Genomic DNA, 17,335 nt, shown 5'->3' with positions numbered 1-17,335 from the left:
ACAAATTGTAATTAGTCAATTTTCTCCTATGGAGAAAACTTATAAAGAAAAAAAGAGCACCAAAGGAGGTGCTCTTTTGTGAAGAAAAGATACTCTTTAGAAAGTTGGTATAATAAGTTTTGACTTCATAAGTTGTTCTCTAGATAGATTATCTAGCAACTTACTAGGTTTACCAGCTTCTGAGCTTAGTACCTTGCTATCACTTGCAGGCACTTTAGATGTAGAACTTACAACTTCAGGTTTCTGAGATATTTTCTCTATAATACTAACTTCACGATTACTATTTAAACCCAACATCTTTTTCATTCCTTCTAACTCACAAGACGAAGTTTTACCATCGTCTACCGAGTTCACTATAAAGGATACAAAATTATTGTTCACGGCAACAAGTTCGCTGTAAGTAATTTTGAATATATCTTTGTCACGTTTGACACATACACGATATTTTGATGGATCTTCATAATTAATATTTCTCCAATCCAGAGATTCTAGTATGTCCTTGTCCCTTATATGGATTACTAACCGCTTACTATTATCTTCTACAATAGCAAAAGAAAAATTGGCTTTACCATTTATTAGTTTCGTCATCACATCTTTTCTCGTTAGAATCTTTTGATCCGATTGACCAGACCACAAGTTTTTAATGCTGTTCCAGACTGATGCAATTCTTCCTGCAATCCACTTAAAAAACTCTTTTATTTTTTTAACATATTTTACTCCTTAAATTAATAATAATTTAATTATTATATAAAAAGTATAATATGTCAATTATTTCATAAAAATTTTAGTACTTGCTCGCAATTTTCAACAATTTAATAGCACTGGTGTTGACAACCTCCCCGCCAACACGCTTAGTGACAAAAAATCTAACATAAGGTTTGTTTGTATAAGGGTCTCTAAGTATTCTCATTCCTCTGTTATCTACGATCTTATAAGCTTGTTTGAAATCCGCTACTGCAATCATTGTAGGTGGCATATCAGCAGATTGATATACTGGTATTCCCATTAAAGTATCTGGTGTTTCAAGCGATAAACTCGGCTGCCAAAGATACTGACCTGTTTCAGATTTTAGTAGCCTCACGTCCTTTAACGTACTCCTGTTCATCAAAAATGATGCATTTTTAGAGTAATGTTCATTTAGAGAGTAGTACAATATCATTATGGCGTCGCTGTCTAGCTTATCAGCTTTAATTTGCTCTATCTTATTATGACCATTTCCATTTTCGTAAGTTAAAATTCCTTTAGGCTGAAAAGTGCCATCACCTTTAATAAAGGCTTCATTCTCCTTCTTACTGAAAGTTTCGGTAACCTTTTCTACAAGCCAATTTTCAACATTGACAAATGCATCATCGAGCAATTTTTGTGATATTTGCGGCTGAGCATAGAGCTCATAAGTTGTGATGGAAATCTTTTGAATTTTAGGTGTACTTGTGTCTTGTGCAAAATCATACTTGGATTTATAGCCACCATCTTCGTCGTCTACTACTTCACCACTCCAACCTGCACCAGCACGGTCACAATCTTCTATAATATAATCCAGCGTTTCAGTAGAGATTCTTTGATTGGAACATATCTGCCGCATTGGAGATGAATCAGTTACACGCTTGTTTATGCGTTTTACAATATGAGGAGTAACTAAATACCCTCCAATATCATTGTCATCTCCACTTAGGGTTTTATGTGATAACCTGTTTTCCATTCCTTTGCGAATATAATCAGAAAAATATTTATCACCTGTATTAAAATCTGTGCTAATCTCTGGGCGTTGAGCTGAGGTTTCAATAAAATCTAAGCGCTCTTTGCAATTATCAATATTACTATTTATCTTGCATAGCTGCTCGATCGTTGCAGGTCCTTTGCTTTCGATTTCTTTTAGTTTGCGATCATTTATTAATTTAAATTGCTCCCATGATGAAGCGAGTTCATTAACACCATACGCGTCAAGTTAAGGAAATAAAGGTATGAAAGAGATAGAATAATAAGGTATAAGTTCTCCCAGATATACTTTTAGTGAGAGAACCAATGAATAAAATAACTTGCTTATCAAAAAAGCTCAAAGAATTTTTTAATGAAAAAGCAGAGAAAATCTCAATTACAACAAGGTTTATAAAAAGAAAGAGAAAGCTAAAAGGTTCATCATTCGTAAAAGCCATGGTCTTGGGTAATATAGGAGTTGATAATTGTAGCGTAGAAACAATGTGTCAATTACTAAACGAGGACTCGATAGATATAACAAAACAAGGTTTGGATTTTAGATTTACTGAAGAAGCAGTGGAATTTATGAAAAGGATGTATAATGAATCTGTGATTCTCTTTAAAAATATCTTGCAAGTTGATTGCAAAATCTTACAGCAATTTAATAGTGTTAAATTATTGGACAGTAGCTATATTACTCTACCTAACAGTATGGAAGAGATGTATAAAGGTTATGGTACTAGCTACAGTGGCTATGAAAGCAATACTAAGTCTGGAATAAAGTTACAATTAGTTTTCGACTACATGAATCAGATAATAGACCAACTTAATTTAACGGAGGGGGTAAGATCAGACCAGGGATATAGGAAACATTTAAGTAATATATTAAGCAATGATTTGCTAATATCTGATCTCGGTTATTTTGTGCCAAGTTCTTTTAAACAAATCAATGAAATAGGAGCTTATTTCATAAGTCGTTATAAATCTGATACCAACATATATGATGTAGAAACAAATCAAAAAATGGAGTTATTAGAATGTTTAGAGGATAAGTTATTTTTAGAAAACGAGGTATTGTTAGGAAAAGAAGCAAAAATTAGAGTAAGAATTATATGTCAGAAACTAACTGAAGAACAGTCTATGGCCAGAAGAAGGAAAGCTAATAGATTAGCAAGATCGCAGGGATATACATCCTCTAAAAGAAATCAAAAATTGTTGAACTGGTCAATATTTATAACTAATGTTCCAGAAAATAAAATTAGTGCTGAGCAAGTATTAACGATTTACAGAGTAAGGTGGCAAATTGAGTTATTATTTAAATTGTATAAAAGCCATATCAGGCTTGATAAGCTAAAAGGAAAGCCATGCAGAGTATTATGTGAACTATATGCTAAATTGTGCGCAATTCTTATATTTCACGGCATAGTTGGTTGCACAGAAGTGAAAAAGAATACAGAACTTAGCTTAACAAAGGCATTTATTGAGCTAAAAAGGCGGGTTAGAGAGTTATTTTTAGTATTAACCAAAATTAATAGTTTAAAAGCATTTCTTAAAAAACTCACTATAACTTGGTCGCTATTTTCATTAAAAGACAAACGTAGAAGGGCTAGAGTATCCACTTTAACCTCTCTAAATTTGCTCACAATCTCTTAACTTGACGCGTATGGTTCTTTCAACATACTCTGAACTTGAGTTAGGTCAGAATAAGGTAATGGTTGCTGAACTTCCTTTCTGAGTATTGGCTCAAAATGAGAATATCCTCCATTTATTATATGCAAGATACTACCATCGTTATAATCAACTTTATCATATCCACCTATATTTCTTAAACCTGAATCATCTATTAATTGATGCAAAAAAGGCTCTTGTTGATTATCATTAGTATACCATGGATTGCTCTCTATAACATGTAGCTTGACATTATACTTTTTACAAATTAGCCTTCCCTCAATCTCAACCCTACCCCATATAGGAGCTTGTAATGTACTTCCATACTTTGAGCCAGTTAATGCTTGATGCAAGGGTAGATTTGTGCTCTTCATTTTTTCTATATCTTCAACAGTATATTCTATGCTATCCAAGTAAGCATTCCATAATTCATCATCATTAATACCAGGCTGCGGAAGTATTACTGTAGAATCTTCACGGTTTCTAGCATCCTGTATAACTTGCTTTCTTAATTGTTGATCATTTAAAGTTAGCTTCTTACAAACCTGACGTAAAGACTTAACAGTAAATTCCATGCCAGGCCTAAGCTGTCTAAGTCCCTGTGCAACTGCATCAAAGAAACAATCTCCTCCTCCAATTGCTTTTCCTATTGTAAAACCTTCTGGCAGCTTTAATATTTGCTGACTGCTAGATAGTAGTGTGTCTTCTTTTTGCATTCTTATTAACCTAGATTGATTATCTATTACTTGTTCCTTTGTATTTTCTTTACCTAACATAAAGCCCCCTATATTTTAATATTCATATTTTGATGATTTTGTCGTAAACCTCTTTTCTAAAGATTGGTTTCAACATTTGATTCTTATACAGCTGTACCAAAACAATTTGCTGTAGAAACCTTAAGTTAATTCCAAGTAACTTTGATTGCTGAGTAACAGTGTGCTTTTCTTTTGATTTCTTACTAAACTAGATATATTCTTAAAAAAGCCAGGATTGCTTTCTGAATGATGTACATAATACAATGCATCTGACTCAACACCTCATGTATTTATTATGTTAAAGTCCACTATAGCTAAAGAAATCTAGCAGAACAAGAACCTTTTTGCATGTTTTAGTATTTTTTTTAAACTAAAGCCAGTGCTTGCAAAAATACTTCTATTTTTTTACTTTAATGTACTAACTGATCCTTTCTACTTTTAAATAAATTAATACCCACTTAATCTCACACATCACTAAAAACCTAAACGACACAGCCATTTCCAGAACCCAAAACTAGCTAGTGAGAGAAGAGTTTGTTTTGGGATGCGTTGGACTACTGCTTGATTCGTGCGAACTTTTTTATATAATAATTCTACTATACCGTAAAGATAGCTATATTAGCCTACTTCAGCTAAATTCACATGTGAACTGATTTCCTGATCTTGTTGCAAAGATTTCAAAATTCTATTTTTATAACCTTATTTTTACGCGGCTTGTTCTCACAAATATACGATCTTTTTTGTAATTTTAGAAAGAGTCAATAATTCAATTCTTTATAACACTAACTAGCATGGTATCTTCACTAAAATATTTTTAAAAAAGTTAGTTGACTTATAAATAATTCTCTACTAGCATCGGCATGTTTATATTACTTTCTTCTTCAGCTCGGACAAATGCATAAATTGCTTTGTGTCCTCCTGTTTTTTCTATGAAATTATACATTTCCTCGGTCTTGACTTTGTCGAAACAACTATCTTCTTTTAGTACTTTTCGTCTTGGAAAGAGATTTCTAATAGGAATTGATAACGCCTCTGCTAGGATTTTTAACTTTTCAGTTGGAATGCCACATGTTCCTTGCTCGTATCTTATTAATGTATGATAGTTTATGCTTGTTTTGTCTACTAAGTCTTTTAGAGTATATTTTCTCTTTAACCTCCAGCTCCTTACTTTTTGTGCTATCTGGTACCTTATCGAGATGTTTGTCATAAATATTATACAGGTTAATACTACCAAATAAAGATATACAAAAGGGATGCTTCTTTCTATGTTTGAATTTTAGTTGAATATTTCTTCACAATTGTGTATAATGATCAATGCTTTTTATCTTACTTTCTCATGGCTCTTTCGAAGTTCCTTGATGCTCGCAATGATATAGCTTTTCGCCGTATTTTTGGTACTGAAAAAAATAAAGACATTCTTATTCACTTTCTTAATGATATATTAGATCTTACCGATGACAACAAGATTAAAGATGTCTCCTTTCTCAGTCCCATTCAAGACCCTGTCATTGCCTCTCAAAAGCAAAGCATTGTTGATGTTCTCTGTGTTGATTCTATAGGGATAAAAACTATAATTGAGATGCAAGTCGCTAAAACTACTGGCTTTGAAAAACGTGCCCAATATTATGCCGCTAAGGCCTATTCAAGTCAAGCTGATGTAGGTGACCAGTATCATGATCTTAAAGGCGTTATCTTTATTGCCATTGCTGATTTCATCTTATTTCCTAATAAGCTGGCTTATAAGTCTGATCATATTACTTTTGATAAGATAACTTTTGAACATGATCTCAAAGACTTTAGTTTTACTTTTATAGAGTTACCTAAATTTAAAAAAAGAGAAGATCAATTAGAAAATATAATAGAGAAATGGTGTTATTTTTTTAAACACGCCGGTGAAACAAGTGAAGAGGATCTAAAAAAAATAATAGGAAGTGATTTAATTATTGGCAGGGCTTATGATGAGCTAAACCAATATAATTGGAGTAAAGAAGAACGTCTTGCTTATGATCAAGCTAAAAAACGTACCGATGATTATTTATCTACCCTTGAAGAAAAACTTCATCAAGGCATCCAAATCGGCCATCAAAAAGGTAAAATTGAAGGTAAAATTGAAGGTAAAATTGAAGGTAAAATTGAAGGTAAAATTGAAGTTGCAAAAAATTTACTTAAAGCTGGCATCTCTATTGACGTTGTATCGCAAACTACAGGTCTTTCTTTCGATGAGATCAAACAGTTACAAGCAGAAAAGACCTCATAGTTCCCTCAATTTATCGCTCTGCTTATTCCTCTAACTACTGATGTGCCATTTAAGAATGTATTCGGCTTTTCAGATAACTCTACTTTCCTTGAAACTTCCTGACTCAAGTCTTTAGAAGGCTTTTCTACTTTCTGTTGTAGCATGACTGTTTCTTTTTCCTCTTTTAAAGAGCTTTTCAAATGATCTAGAAACTTATCAGTTTGTTTAAATTCTGGACATGCTTCTTTTGCAAATGAATATAAGGTTTTTGCTATTTCAGAAAATTTTCCATTTATTATTTTTCCAATTATAGCTGATTGCACTGCCACAGGATCAAAGTTTAGATTTGTTAGTGATATTCCTGATTTAATAGCAGTTTTATTTAACACTTTCTCAAATCTATTTGTAATATTTAGTGCATAACTTCTCGCCTCTAATAAAGGTATAGATTGATCTACTGCGAATATATATTGTTTACCAGTTAACTTTCTTACAAGCACATCAAGTAACATTATCGTACCATTTACATCCACTCTTGCATCTACTTGTGAGATTGGACCTTTAGTACTTTCAGGTTTAGAACTTAATAATCCACTTATTGAGCTTTTTGAAACTTTGTTTTCTAGATCAATTTTTCCTTATATTATCAAATTAATTATTATTAATCTAGCAACGTATTTCACTAATAACCTAACCATTCCTAGCAACAAAACCAGCAAGCGCGCGAGCTCTTTCTCTTGGAATCAATTGGTCTACCATGTGATCTGTACGAACTTTTTTATATGGTAATTTTATTACACGCTAAAATCAGCTATTTGTTTAATACAATTTTTAGAAAACCCATATTCTAGAGTTTTAAAGTGAACGCTCTTCCTGTTTTTGCACTTTAATACTTTTTACATTCAATTCTGTTGATGGTTTATCCTTCTGCAACTTGTTCAGAAACCTACCATTAAATAAAATATTTTCTATTGGCAACTCTATTTTCGTTTTTCCGTTTAGTACTTTACTTACAACTTGATTTACTATTGTTCTCATCGCAAAGTTGAGAGGTTTTTTCACACTCTCAATATCTATGTCTGTAATTAAATTTATACTCTCTACTGATATTTCAATCGGAAACTTATCAAATTCTCTTGTATTCATATCGTATTTAGGTTTTACGTACTTCTTTACAAGACGATTGTTCAAAACTGTACTTTTTATATTTATGCTATCCGAATTGACCAAAATTATTATATCATTATCATCTTCAAGATAATTAGAAGGTGAGAGAGGATTATATACACGAAGCTGCTCAAAACTTATTTCAGTAGAGATAGTATCACTTTTTAGATTTAAAGAGAAAGAATCTTCTTCTTTTACAAAATTTGTTAACTTAAGTTCCGCAAAATCAGCACTACCTGATGGTATTTTTTCTACTGCTACCTCTGGTAAACCTATTGCTATAAAATTTTTATGTTCTCGTAATTATTTACTGTTTTCAGGTCCTTACTACTGTAATACCGATTACTTTCATAACTCCCAACATACTGTTTACCATCTTGATAGCTTTTCTCAGTATGCTGGTAATCTACTTTCCCCGGCTTTTGTCTTCGCTTTGATCAATTTTGATATTACCTAATGTTGTATCTGGTTTTGTCACAGCTGCTTTTTCTTTTGCCGTATCAAGTATTTCTTTCCATAACGGACGATCTTTCATTATAGATGAAAGAGCTCCAAGCAGCGCACGAAAATCTTGTTTATCAGCACCTGCTTTGCTGGCAGCTTTTTCTTTAAATTTATCACAATCTGACTTTGTAATCTCAATTTTTTCATCTCCTTCAATATTGAGTTGCAAATAATTATCCTCACCCATCTTTTCTTTAATTATATCAAGAATGAGAGGATTATCTCTATATACCTCCGCAAATTTTCTTTGCTCTTCTGGAACTTGATATCCAGTAACAGCAAAACTACGATATTGTTCATCTCCTAACCCTTTAGTATCTAACAAAAATTTCTCAAGTCGAGTGTCTTTCCAAAACTTTAAAGTATCAAGAATATTTTTAGAATGGTGAACTACCTCTCTACCACCCTCTTTGCTTATTTTTTCGACATCTTTGACAAGGTGACGAAGTCCGATAGCCATAATCGATACCACTGCTTCTATTAAATAGAAAGGAGAAAACACAATAATATGAATAATCTCTTTAGCTAGATCATCCCCATACAAACTCTCAAGCTTTCCTACTCTATCTAAAATATTTTCTGTATCGTTTTTATTTATGTCATTGTTATATGCTTTCTTTAACCTTTCTAATGCACTTTTATTAACATTTTTTAATGCCTCTTTTATCACATCTTCATTAAGATCTGCTATTTTTTTATTTTTTATAGAATCTTCAATATATTTTTTAAATTCCTCCTTATTTGTATGCCTTTTTAATCCCTCATCATTGATTGTAAAATCCTGAGCGTATATGTGATCAACTTGTCCTGATAATGCTCGAAAAACCTCTTCTTTTTCATTTGGAGATGATCTTGCAATACTCTTTAGTATATCGAGAATAGCTTTCTTCAGCTTAATATCCTGTGAATTAGGAATATATTCTTGTGCATCTTTAAACTCTTCATTATTATCATTTGTAGGCATAGTTTTCTCCATATTGTAAGCATACGATATTATAAATCACTTTTATTAAAAATTTAATAATTTAAAGTTAATAAATATTAATTTTATGGATTATTCAAGCAGTAAATAATTTTGACCTTACCCAGAAAAAGTGGAGAGAAAGTTAGGGATATTTTTACAAAAATGATGATACTAGAAAAGAATCTAGTTCTACTTTTTAATATAAATCTACAATGAATTTTTCCGTCATCTATAAACAAATTATATTAACTTGGTATTATATATTATTGATAACTTAAATAATATAACTATTTTCAGCACTAACAACCAACTAGTGAGAGAAGAGTTTGTTTTGGGATGCGTTGGTCTACCATGTGTACCATACGAACTTTTTTATACTCTGACTTTGCTATACGCTAAAAGTAGCAATATTAGACCATTTCATCCATATCTACATACGAACTAATTTGCTCAAACTTATAGAAATAATTTAAATCTTCTATTTTCATAACGCAGCTTTTGCTTAAATTGTTCTCACAAATATACGATCTTTTTATGTTTTTTGGAGGAAGTAAATAATTCAATTCCTTATAACACTAATTAGTATGGTCTTTTCATTAAATTTATCCTCTCAAAAAGACTGTGCTTTATCCATCTACTTTAATGGTATCATAATATTTTACACCTAAATCTATTCTATAAAAATTCACAATACGAATTAGTAAATAGATTATATTCAAACCGATTGTATTTATGATATATAGCGCATACAATATATTACTTGTTTATTTTAGTAGGGAGTATAGGTATGTTTAGTTCGAAGCAGGTAGTACAATATAATTTATTTGGTAGTAACGTCCTTGAAGGCATTTCATCTTGTAAATTTGCACATTTTCCTGAAGAGGTATTTGAGATTAGCAGTGAAGAAAATCAAGTAATAGATAGTTCGGAAAGTACAATAGAAAATCTACAACAAGAAAATTTTGATCTTAAACAAAAAGTAGAGTTACACAGACACTATAAGGAAAGAGCAGAAGAGTATTACGAAGAAGTAAGTCAGCTTACCGAAGATAAGCAAACCCTAGAAGGGAAAATTAAAAGGCTTGAAGTTACAATGGAGAAACAGGAAAGAAATGCACGTAACATCTATGAAGAAAATGAAAGATTAGAACAACAGCTAGCAAAATTAGAAGGATGTCTGCGAAATGAGGTCTCTATTAAGAATTCTACAATTAACCTCTTAAATGAGGAGTTAAAGGATCAAAAAGATGAAATTCATTTCATGAACATAACAAATCAAAAGCTAAACAAAGATTTGGATCAAGCTGAGACTTTAATAAATAGGTTAAAAGATCAGTCTGAAGAGAAGGAAAAGCAGCTGGAAGATTTAATAAAGAATTTAACAGATGATAATAAGTATTTACAAGAAGTTGAATATCTGAGAGGTGATGTAAATCAAGAGAAATTAAAAAATCATGATTTGATTGAAGAGTTGAATAGATTACAAAAAGAAAATGATGATCTAAAATTAAAAACTCTACATTTTCAACCCGGAAAATCACTCTTAGATGATTTCAGTGAGGCAAATATCAAAGCAGACAAATTTACTCAAACAGAAAATGATTATGATAAAGGTGCGTTTAGTCAGGAATCAGATTTAGGTTACGCTTCTTTTCTTGATGGAATAAAACCAGAGTCGAGTTCTGAGCAAAAGTGTCTAGAACCAAATAGACCATTGAATTTAGAAAAGCAGGATTTAACTAGAGAGTTGAGTACATTACAAAAAGAAAATGATGATCTAAAGTCTAAACCTCTATGTTTTCAGACTGGAATGTTACTCTCAGATGAACTCAGTGAGGTAAAGATCAAGGCAGACAAGTTTACTCACAAGGAAATCAGTTATAATAGAGGTAGTTGTCACCAGGAAAAAATTAATGAAGCAGGTAAATTACTCGATAAAGGTTATTACAGTTTTTCTGAGCAAGAAACAGAACTAAGTACTGATCAAGAACGTTCAAAAAAAGATAAAACCTTGAAAAGGCTACTAAAAAAGTTCAAGGAAGAGCAAGTCAATAACAAGTATCAACTGATTAAAGAATATTTATGCTCTTCATTTGAACGTTGCAGTTTCACATTTCGTGATTGCTCTTTAATGGATATTACTGAAGATACGTTTGATAACTTAATGCGTATATGGTTTGTTCACAGATCTAACTTAATAAAAAGTGAAAATGAAAAGAAGTTAAATGAAGAATTGTTAAGTATTTTAAGCTCTACAGGAAATAATTATGCTAAGAATCTTGAGAGGTTTTTACTCGACAACAAAGACAATCAAGATTTAAAAACTGTTCTGAATCTCAGAAGGGGAGAGTCTAGATTAACTGTACTACATGCATTATCAAGCGTAGCTGATAAAGATAAAGACTATGATAATGCTGTGGGTTTGCTTTTAAAAGCAGGAGCTGACCCTAATATACATAATGATAGAGGGCAGACACCCTTGCATTGTGCTAATGGATTTAACAGTATAGCTTCTCTTCTAAAAGCAGGAGCTAATCCTAATCAGCAGGATAATCAAGGGAAAACTCCTTTGCATTATGCTGCTAAAGTTGGGTTAGATAAAGAAAGTATAAATTTGTTTCTAGAGAGCAGGGCTAAGCTCAATATACTTGATAAACAGGGAAAAACTCCTCTAGATGTTGCAATTGATAATGATAACAAATATATAGAGTGCTTTTTCACTGACAATCAGAAAAGATTAAAAAAGGAATTATCTAATGAGTTGCACTTTCAAGGTGATTCAGTTGGCCTTACTGAAGGTCTCAAGCAGTTTTTACATAAACATAAAAATGATCAAGATTTAAAAGTGGTTTTCAATCTTTGTGAATTTGCAATCGTCCCTGAAGTAAGAAGATTACTTTTTTCAGAAGTAGGAGTAACTTACAAAATGGGCTATAGAATGGAAGAATATGTTCCAGAATCTAGCTTGTATATTTCTACTATCTTTACCTCATTTTTATTTCTTTCCATCCCTTCAATTTTGTCAGTGAAAAGACGGCTGATTTCTAAGCTACACCCAGGCTTAGAAATATTAATACTAAGATGATCATAATGATTAAGAGAACGTTTTGCATATGCGCATGGCACATAACATCCATCAAAAAAGGCAACTGCACTATCAGTTTTGAGAAATTCCTGTCCGTTACTCATCCCTTCTTCGACTCGAAGAAGATATCTACCCAACCTCTTTTTAAAATTCTTTCGCTTGTCTTCAGGAATAGACTTTTCATTCAATATACTTATTATTTCTTTTTGCTTACTTAATACCACATAATTAAAAAGGAAAATGTTCTTATTCCATCGATAATAATTCGCTATTTTGTCAAATGGATCTGCAGGCCAGCCTTTATTATAATTTACGTTATCCTTATCATCTTTACACAAATTATCCTTAAGGCCAAAATTCAATTTTCTAAAATCTGATAATACTTCTTCTACCCTATCTTCAAAAAATTGAAGTTTATTTTGAAATTCTTTCCCATAATTCATTTTCTCATTTATTTTAAGAAGATATTCACTAAATTTCTTCCTAAAATTTTCTTGATCTTTGTGGGCAAGCCTCTGATCTAATATATCTGTTATGTATTTTCGCTTATTCAATATTACGTAGTTAAAAAGGTCACTTTTTTTCCTCCTTTCATAATCTTCTGCTATTTCGTTAAAACACTCATTACTGTTCTTAAAATCCAATTTTTCGAAGTCTTGGAGCACGTTTTTTACATCATCCTCACTAAATTGAAGATTTGTTTGAGGAGACGCGTCAGTTCTACTTTGATCATCAAGTTGAGGATTTTTTTTAGTAGATTGGACTAATAAACTTTCTGTGCTGTTAGAGAAAGAATGATTATTTTCTTCAGATTGAGAACTTTTCTTTTTAGACGTATTAGTAAAAAAATTAGTTAGTGAACTAAACATTAAGCACCTCTTAGTATTACTATTTAACTATAACTTAATGCCAAATGTTGTAAAGCTAAAATTAATATGTAAATTCATTTTTTTAAGACAATTATAAGTATCTTCCTTCTATAAAAATTTTATAATCAGCATATGACAAATGTTTAAGATATTGATTTTGTTTGTATTTTTATTACTTTACCAGGCAATATTATTAATGAATTAGTCAGACAAATATCTTGGCCAAACTTTACTCCATCCACAAACTCTCCATTTGTTACTCCAGTTGCAATGAATACTGATTCACTTCTTGCCATGTCTTTCACGGTGTAGATTTTTTCTGGGTCAGTGATATTCAAATTTTTTGCTCTTTCTTTTAATTGATCCGTGTCAAATATTAATCTTCCTTCTATCTGCCCACCGATTGAGCTTAGCGCTGCTGCTGCAAGCACTCCTTCTGGAGCTCCTCCTGTGCCGATATACATATCGTGATTGCCATTTATTAGCGAAACTATGGCTGCAACATCACCATCATCTATTAATTTCACTTTTGCTCCTAGCTTCCTAATTTTTGCTATTAATTCATCATGTCTTTCACGTTTAAGTACAGTTACTATAAGATCACTTGCTTTACATCTTTTTGCCTTGGCTAAATTGTCCAGATTCTTCTCAATCCTATTTTTTAGTGAGACTACACCCTCTGGGAGATTTTTTCCCACTGCTATCTTTTCCATATAAACATCAGGTGCATGTAAAAAATTACCTTTTTTTGTTGCAGCAAGAACAGACATTGCCCCTTGTTTATAATGAGCACAAATCGTAGTGCCTTCAAGTGGATCAACAGCGATGTCAATCTCAGGGCCACTTCCTGTGCCAACTTTTTCTCCGATATATAGCATCGGTGCTTCGTCCCTCTCCCCTTCCCCAATCACAATTGTACCATTTATTTCCATTGAGTTTAGCACCGTACGCATTGCATCAACTGCAACCTGATCGGCCTTTTTTTCATTACCAAGGCCTGCCAATTTATATGCAGCAAGTGCTGCAGCTTCGGTTACTTTCACTAACTTATAGGCTAAATCTTCTATCATTTGCTCGAGAATCATAAATCAATATATATCATGCCATTTGATACTGCAAGATTACTTGACTGAATAATGAAAAAGTTGATATAATAAGCGTATAGCAATAATAGTAAGATTTGAATATGATCGGTAATTTAACTTATGAAGATGTAAAGAAATTTGTAACTGATAATCCTAATATAGCTGCTCAGGAATTTGGTGAGAAGCTAAAATAAAGTGGGCCAACAGATGCAAAGATTTGTGATTTGTTTATGGATATTCTTCGCTCAGGGAAAAGCAGTATTTTAAATGATTATGATACATTTCTAAAAATTGTTGAATTGCTCGCAAAGTCAAATATTAAAATTGATATTAGAGATACTACTTCTAAAACTGTATTAGATTACGCTGTGTCAGGTGAAAAACCTAACGTTATAAAGATATTTTTGGATAGCGATAAATTTGATCAAGAAAGAAAATCGAATGCTTTGTTGACCGCCGTTAATGAAGGTAAAGTTCAAGAGTTTGAGATATTTTTAGATTACATAGATCATACGAAAATACTAGAGGTTCTTAACACAGCTCCTCACAATGAGAGCACTGAAGTTATGAAGATACTCTTGAATAACAAAAGATTTACTGGAGAAGAGAAAGTTCAGGCTTTGAGTAATGCCTCTGTAGATGGCGACCTACCAAAAGTTAAGTTACTTTTAAAGTATATGATAGGTATACCAGAAGATGGTATAAGAAATCTTCTAAAAATAATTGAAGAAGGGAAATTATCACTCAGAGAACAACTTCAAATAGATTCTGAGTTTAAAGTCGACTTCAGCAATTCTGATCACAATAAATATCTCTCAAGCTGTATAATAATTGCACTGCTTAGATCAGCAATAAACAAAAAAGAGAAGCAAAACACACCTGATGGAGCAGAGTCCAATGTCAGTAATACAAGCACTGGTCTCATGCTAAATAATGATGACATTAGGAATCTGTGTCTTGATATAGATAGGGTTACAAAACAGGATAGCACAGTTACTAGTTTTGAAGATTTGCAAAAAAGGTTAAGAAGGAAGGGAATTAATCTTCAGAGCAAATGTGAAAAAAATGCTGTGCTAGAATATGCAATTAAAGATCAAAATTTGAACGTTATAAAATTTCTCTTACAAAATGGAATGACCATCATCAATGCAATCGGTCAAGAAGGAAGGTATTACGTTAGCAAAATTGAAGGAGACAAACCTATATAATGCTGAGATTCTGAGCACGTTACTGCAAAGTGTTAATGCAGAGCAATCAAAACTAGATCCTGAAAGTGAATTGTACAGATTATATCAACAGTTAAAGGATGATGCATTCTGCACTGCTTCTTCAAAAAAGAATTCTGTGGCAGCAACAGCACTGATACAAAATGATCGAGAAATAATTGTGCCGCATGGATCAGCAACAAATAAGGAACAAGAAACATTCCACATAGAAACAAATAGTGTATCCAATAGTAATAGAAATGTTATTAGTAGACCTGTAGCAACAGTGCTCCCTGTTAGTACTAATGGTAATAATAACAAAAATGAAGCACCTGTATCAACAAGGACTGGCCCAACTGTCACACCAAATAATGATAAGAAAGCTAACGGCTTTGTAGAGGCTCAATTTTCTCCACCACATGAAAAAGAAACTAAATACAAAAAAAGTAAGGAGAGTTTTTACGCCTCATTAAGGAGTGATGTTGTTGGAGTTGTTATTGCAGGATTGTTTGTTGCTGCTGCTGTGATGGTTCCATCTTTAGCTGGTGCATTAGTTTGCAGTGTCCTAGCTATTTTAGTTGTAATAGTAACTGGATTACATGTAAAAAATTCTACACTGCCAAGTTATAGAGCAATGGAAGAAAATAAGGTTGAGCATATAAACCCAAGCATGCAAACGCTGTAAGTTGAGAAACTGGGACTCTAACTCCTAGAACGGTGTTGTAAACCTGTGTTAGTTTCTTCTACTTTATTAAGATTAAGTGGGACTAGTGCGATTCGAACGCACGGCCTTCGGATTAGGAATCCAACGCTCTATCCTACTGAGCTATAGTCCCATGTCTTCTGCTATTTATGCAAAATTATAGCAAAAAGTCTCGCATTTTTCTAGGTACCCTGTACAATTAATTCACAATAATAAAAAATATTTCTGTATTTCTTGAATGTAATACTGTTATATTTAATAATACGATTCCAATTGAAAGATTAATGCTAGTTAACAATATTAGTTACTTTTATAGTAATCAAGATGGCTTTGCTTTAAGCAACATCAACATTCAAGTGAAGAAAGGAAGTGTTGCCTGTTTACTAGGTCATTCTGGCTGTGGCAAGTCAACAATTCTAAAATTAATCGCAGGAATAGAAAATCCAAAATCTGGAACCATTGTTATAAATGATAAATTAGTTGCAAGTAACAAAGTGTCAATTGCTATAGAGCGTAGAAATATCGGATTGATTTTTCAGCATTCTGCATTATTTCCTCATAAAACAGTAATAGAAAATATAACTTTTGCTATTTGCAGTACTTCTAAGAAAGAAAAATACCTTACTGCATTGGAAATCTTAAAGCTATTTAATATAGAAAAATATGAAAACATGTACCCTCATGCTTTATCAGGAGGACAGCAACAATTAGTTGCAATAGCAAGAGTAATGGCGCAAAATCCTGATGTTGTTTTGCTCGATGAACCATTTTCTAATTTAGATATACTGCTCAAATATCGAATAAGGCACCATATATTGTCACTTTTTAGAAGAAAAAATATTCCTGTACTCATGGTAACTCATGATCCGCAAGAAGCGTTGAAAGTTGCAGATTTTATTTACGTAATGAAAAATGGTAAAATTATTCAATCAGGAGTTCCTAGCTACATATACCACAGACCTAAAGATGATACGTTAGCAAAATTTTTTAGTGAGCTTCCTTTTACTCTACAGCTAAACTAAACTTAATGTTAGGCTAAAACTATTATAAGATAATTAAAAACTCTTGATTTATAATTCAATAAAAGTGATATAATTTATGTATCACTTGGCTTCAGTCAAGTTTTAATACCTAAAAATTAATATTTTCAATGGAGGTACAAATGAGTTTAGGTCCATGGCAGCTGTTTCTAGTCTTAATAATAATCTTAGTTCTGTTTGGTGCAGGTAGGTTACCACAAGTTATGGGTGATTTAGGCAAAGGCATTAAAAACCTTAAACAAGAACTTAAGGATTCAGAGAAACTATCATCTAATGAACCAGATCGTTAGCTTCCTTATGTTTCGTGACACGCACTTTAGTGCGTGTCATTTGTTTAAACAAGGCTAAAGAATTGAAGA

14 protein-coding genes, 1 tRNA gene and 1 pseudogene are annotated in these 17,335 nt (G+C 32.2%); 7 read left to right on the top strand and 9 right to left on the bottom strand.

The window, feature by feature from the left end; genetic code table 11:
- Positions 1-96: 96 nt before the first annotated feature.
- Positions 97-588 carry a hypothetical protein gene (locus M1L26_RS03445; RefSeq protein ID WP_211908201.1) on the bottom strand — a complete coding sequence of 164 codons (492 nt, stop codon included), beginning with the start codon at positions 586-588 and terminating at the stop codon, positions 97-99.
- Positions 589-784: 196 nt separating this feature from the next.
- Positions 785-1,939: pseudogene (locus tag M1L26_RS03440) on the bottom strand (phage major capsid protein); the annotation flags it as partial.
- Between the two features lie 83 nt (positions 1,940-2,022).
- Here M1L26_RS03440 and M1L26_RS03435 point away from each other — a divergent pair.
- Entirely contained in the window at positions 2,023-3,348 is a 1,326-nt protein-coding gene (locus M1L26_RS03435) for an IS4 family transposase (protein ID WP_250119932.1), read from the top strand.
- On the opposite strand, the gene M1L26_RS03430 is transcribed toward M1L26_RS03435, so the two are convergent.
- On the bottom strand, positions 3,345-4,139 hold the full coding sequence (locus M1L26_RS03430) for an OTU domain-containing protein (protein ID WP_250119931.1): 795 nt from the start codon (positions 4,137-4,139) through the stop codon (positions 3,345-3,347). The genes M1L26_RS03435 and M1L26_RS03430 overlap by 4 nt on opposite strands.
- An 811-nt stretch (positions 4,140-4,950) precedes the next feature.
- Positions 4,951-5,325, bottom strand: coding sequence for a helix-turn-helix domain-containing protein (locus M1L26_RS03425; protein ID WP_353280452.1), 375 nt, complete (start codon positions 5,323-5,325; stop codon positions 4,951-4,953).
- A gap of 129 nt (positions 5,326-5,454) precedes the next feature.
- Here M1L26_RS03425 and M1L26_RS03420 point away from each other — a divergent pair, with 129 nt between their 5' ends.
- On the top strand, positions 5,455-6,375 hold the full coding sequence (locus tag M1L26_RS03420) for an Rpn family recombination-promoting nuclease/putative transposase (RefSeq protein ID WP_250119930.1): 921 nt from the start codon (positions 5,455-5,457) through the stop codon (positions 6,373-6,375).
- A gap of 5 nt (positions 6,376-6,380) precedes the next feature.
- Here M1L26_RS03420 and M1L26_RS03415 read toward each other — a convergent pair whose 3' ends face one another.
- From M1L26_RS03415 to M1L26_RS03405, 3 genes are all read right to left on the bottom strand, one after another.
- Positions 6,381-6,887 (bottom strand): latrotoxin-related protein, encoded by a 507-nt coding sequence (locus tag M1L26_RS03415; RefSeq protein WP_250119929.1) that lies wholly within the window; start codon positions 6,885-6,887, stop codon positions 6,381-6,383.
- A 322-nt stretch (positions 6,888-7,209) separates the two neighbouring features.
- Complete coding sequence (locus tag M1L26_RS03410) at positions 7,210-7,500, bottom strand: hypothetical protein (RefSeq protein WP_250119928.1); 291 nt, start codon at positions 7,498-7,500, stop codon at positions 7,210-7,212.
- Between the two features lie 427 nt (positions 7,501-7,927).
- Entirely contained in the window at positions 7,928-8,989 is a 1,062-nt protein-coding gene (locus tag M1L26_RS03405; RefSeq protein WP_250119927.1) for a hypothetical protein, read from the bottom strand.
- A gap of 787 nt (positions 8,990-9,776) precedes the next feature.
- On the opposite strand from M1L26_RS03405, the gene M1L26_RS03400 reads away from it, so the two are divergent.
- Entirely contained in the window at positions 9,777-12,074 is a 2,298-nt protein-coding gene (locus M1L26_RS03400) for an ankyrin repeat domain-containing protein (protein WP_250119926.1), read from the top strand.
- A 1,012-nt stretch (positions 12,075-13,086) separates the two neighbouring features.
- On the opposite strand, the gene glpX is transcribed toward M1L26_RS03400, so the two are convergent.
- Complete coding sequence (gene glpX, locus M1L26_RS03395; RefSeq protein ID WP_250120430.1) at positions 13,087-14,010, bottom strand: class II fructose-bisphosphatase; 924 nt, start codon at positions 14,008-14,010, stop codon at positions 13,087-13,089.
- Between the two features lie 248 nt (positions 14,011-14,258).
- On the opposite strand from glpX, the gene M1L26_RS03390 reads away from it, so the two are divergent.
- Positions 14,259-15,236 carry a hypothetical protein gene (locus tag M1L26_RS03390; RefSeq protein WP_250119925.1) on the top strand — a complete coding sequence of 326 codons (978 nt, stop codon included), beginning with the start codon at positions 14,259-14,261 and terminating at the stop codon, positions 15,234-15,236.
- Positions 15,214-15,918, top strand: coding sequence for a hypothetical protein (locus tag M1L26_RS03385; RefSeq protein WP_250119924.1), 705 nt, complete (start codon positions 15,214-15,216; stop codon positions 15,916-15,918). The genes M1L26_RS03390 and M1L26_RS03385 overlap by 23 nt, the downstream gene beginning before the upstream one ends.
- A 77-nt stretch (positions 15,919-15,995) precedes the next feature.
- On the opposite strand, the gene M1L26_RS03380 is transcribed toward M1L26_RS03385, so the two are convergent.
- Positions 15,996-16,069 (bottom strand) — tRNA-Arg (locus tag M1L26_RS03380).
- Between the two features lie 151 nt (positions 16,070-16,220).
- Between M1L26_RS03380 and M1L26_RS03375 the strand changes: the two genes are divergently transcribed.
- Both M1L26_RS03375 and tatA read left to right on the top strand, forming a co-directional pair.
- Positions 16,221-16,958, top strand: a complete 738-nt coding sequence (locus tag M1L26_RS03375; RefSeq protein WP_211908236.1) for an ABC transporter ATP-binding protein — start codon at positions 16,221-16,223, stop codon at positions 16,956-16,958.
- 140 nt (positions 16,959-17,098) lie between these two features.
- The gene (gene tatA, locus M1L26_RS03370) at positions 17,099-17,266 is read left to right on the top strand and encodes a twin-arginine translocase TatA (protein WP_006013840.1); all 168 of its coding nucleotides are present in this window, start codon (positions 17,099-17,101) and stop codon (positions 17,264-17,266) included.
- Positions 17,267-17,335 lie beyond the last annotated feature (69 nt).

This window comes from Wolbachia endosymbiont of Ostrinia scapulalis (genome assembly GCF_023559145.1).
Taxonomy (GTDB): Bacteria; Pseudomonadota; Alphaproteobacteria; order Rickettsiales; family Anaplasmataceae; genus Wolbachia.
This window is presented reverse-complemented; position numbering and strand designations above follow the sequence as displayed.

What these genes read in the sequence shown, in the direction of transcription:
- M1L26_RS03445 (WP_211908201.1), bottom strand. Translation starts at nt 588, where the DNA reads ATGACGAAACTAATAAATGGTAAAGCCAATTTTTCTTTTGCTATTGTA.
- M1L26_RS03435 (WP_250119932.1), top strand. Translation starts at nt 2,023, where the DNA reads ATGAATAAAATAACTTGCTTATCAAAAAAGCTCAAAGAATTTTTTAAT.
- M1L26_RS03430 (WP_250119931.1), bottom strand. Translation starts at nt 4,139, where the DNA reads ATGTTAGGTAAAGAAAATACAAAGGAACAAGTAATAGATAATCAATCT.
- M1L26_RS03425 (WP_353280452.1), bottom strand. Translation starts at nt 5,325, where the DNA reads ATGACAAACATCTCGATAAGGTACCAGATAGCACAAAAAGTAAGGAGC.
- M1L26_RS03420 (WP_250119930.1), top strand. Translation starts at nt 5,455, where the DNA reads ATGGCTCTTTCGAAGTTCCTTGATGCTCGCAATGATATAGCTTTTCGC.
- M1L26_RS03410 (WP_250119928.1), bottom strand. Translation starts at nt 7,500, where the DNA reads ATGAATACAAGAGAATTTGATAAGTTTCCGATTGAAATATCAGTAGAG.
- M1L26_RS03405 (WP_250119927.1), bottom strand. Translation starts at nt 8,989, where the DNA reads ATGCCTACAAATGATAATAATGAAGAGTTTAAAGATGCACAAGAATAT.
- M1L26_RS03400 (WP_250119926.1), top strand. Translation starts at nt 9,777, where the DNA reads ATGTTTAGTTCGAAGCAGGTAGTACAATATAATTTATTTGGTAGTAAC.
- M1L26_RS03390 (WP_250119925.1), top strand. Translation starts at nt 14,259, where the DNA reads ATGGATATTCTTCGCTCAGGGAAAAGCAGTATTTTAAATGATTATGAT.
- M1L26_RS03375 (WP_211908236.1), top strand. Translation starts at nt 16,221, where the DNA reads ATGCTAGTTAACAATATTAGTTACTTTTATAGTAATCAAGATGGCTTT.
- tatA (WP_006013840.1), top strand. Translation starts at nt 17,099, where the DNA reads ATGAGTTTAGGTCCATGGCAGCTGTTTCTAGTCTTAATAATAATCTTA.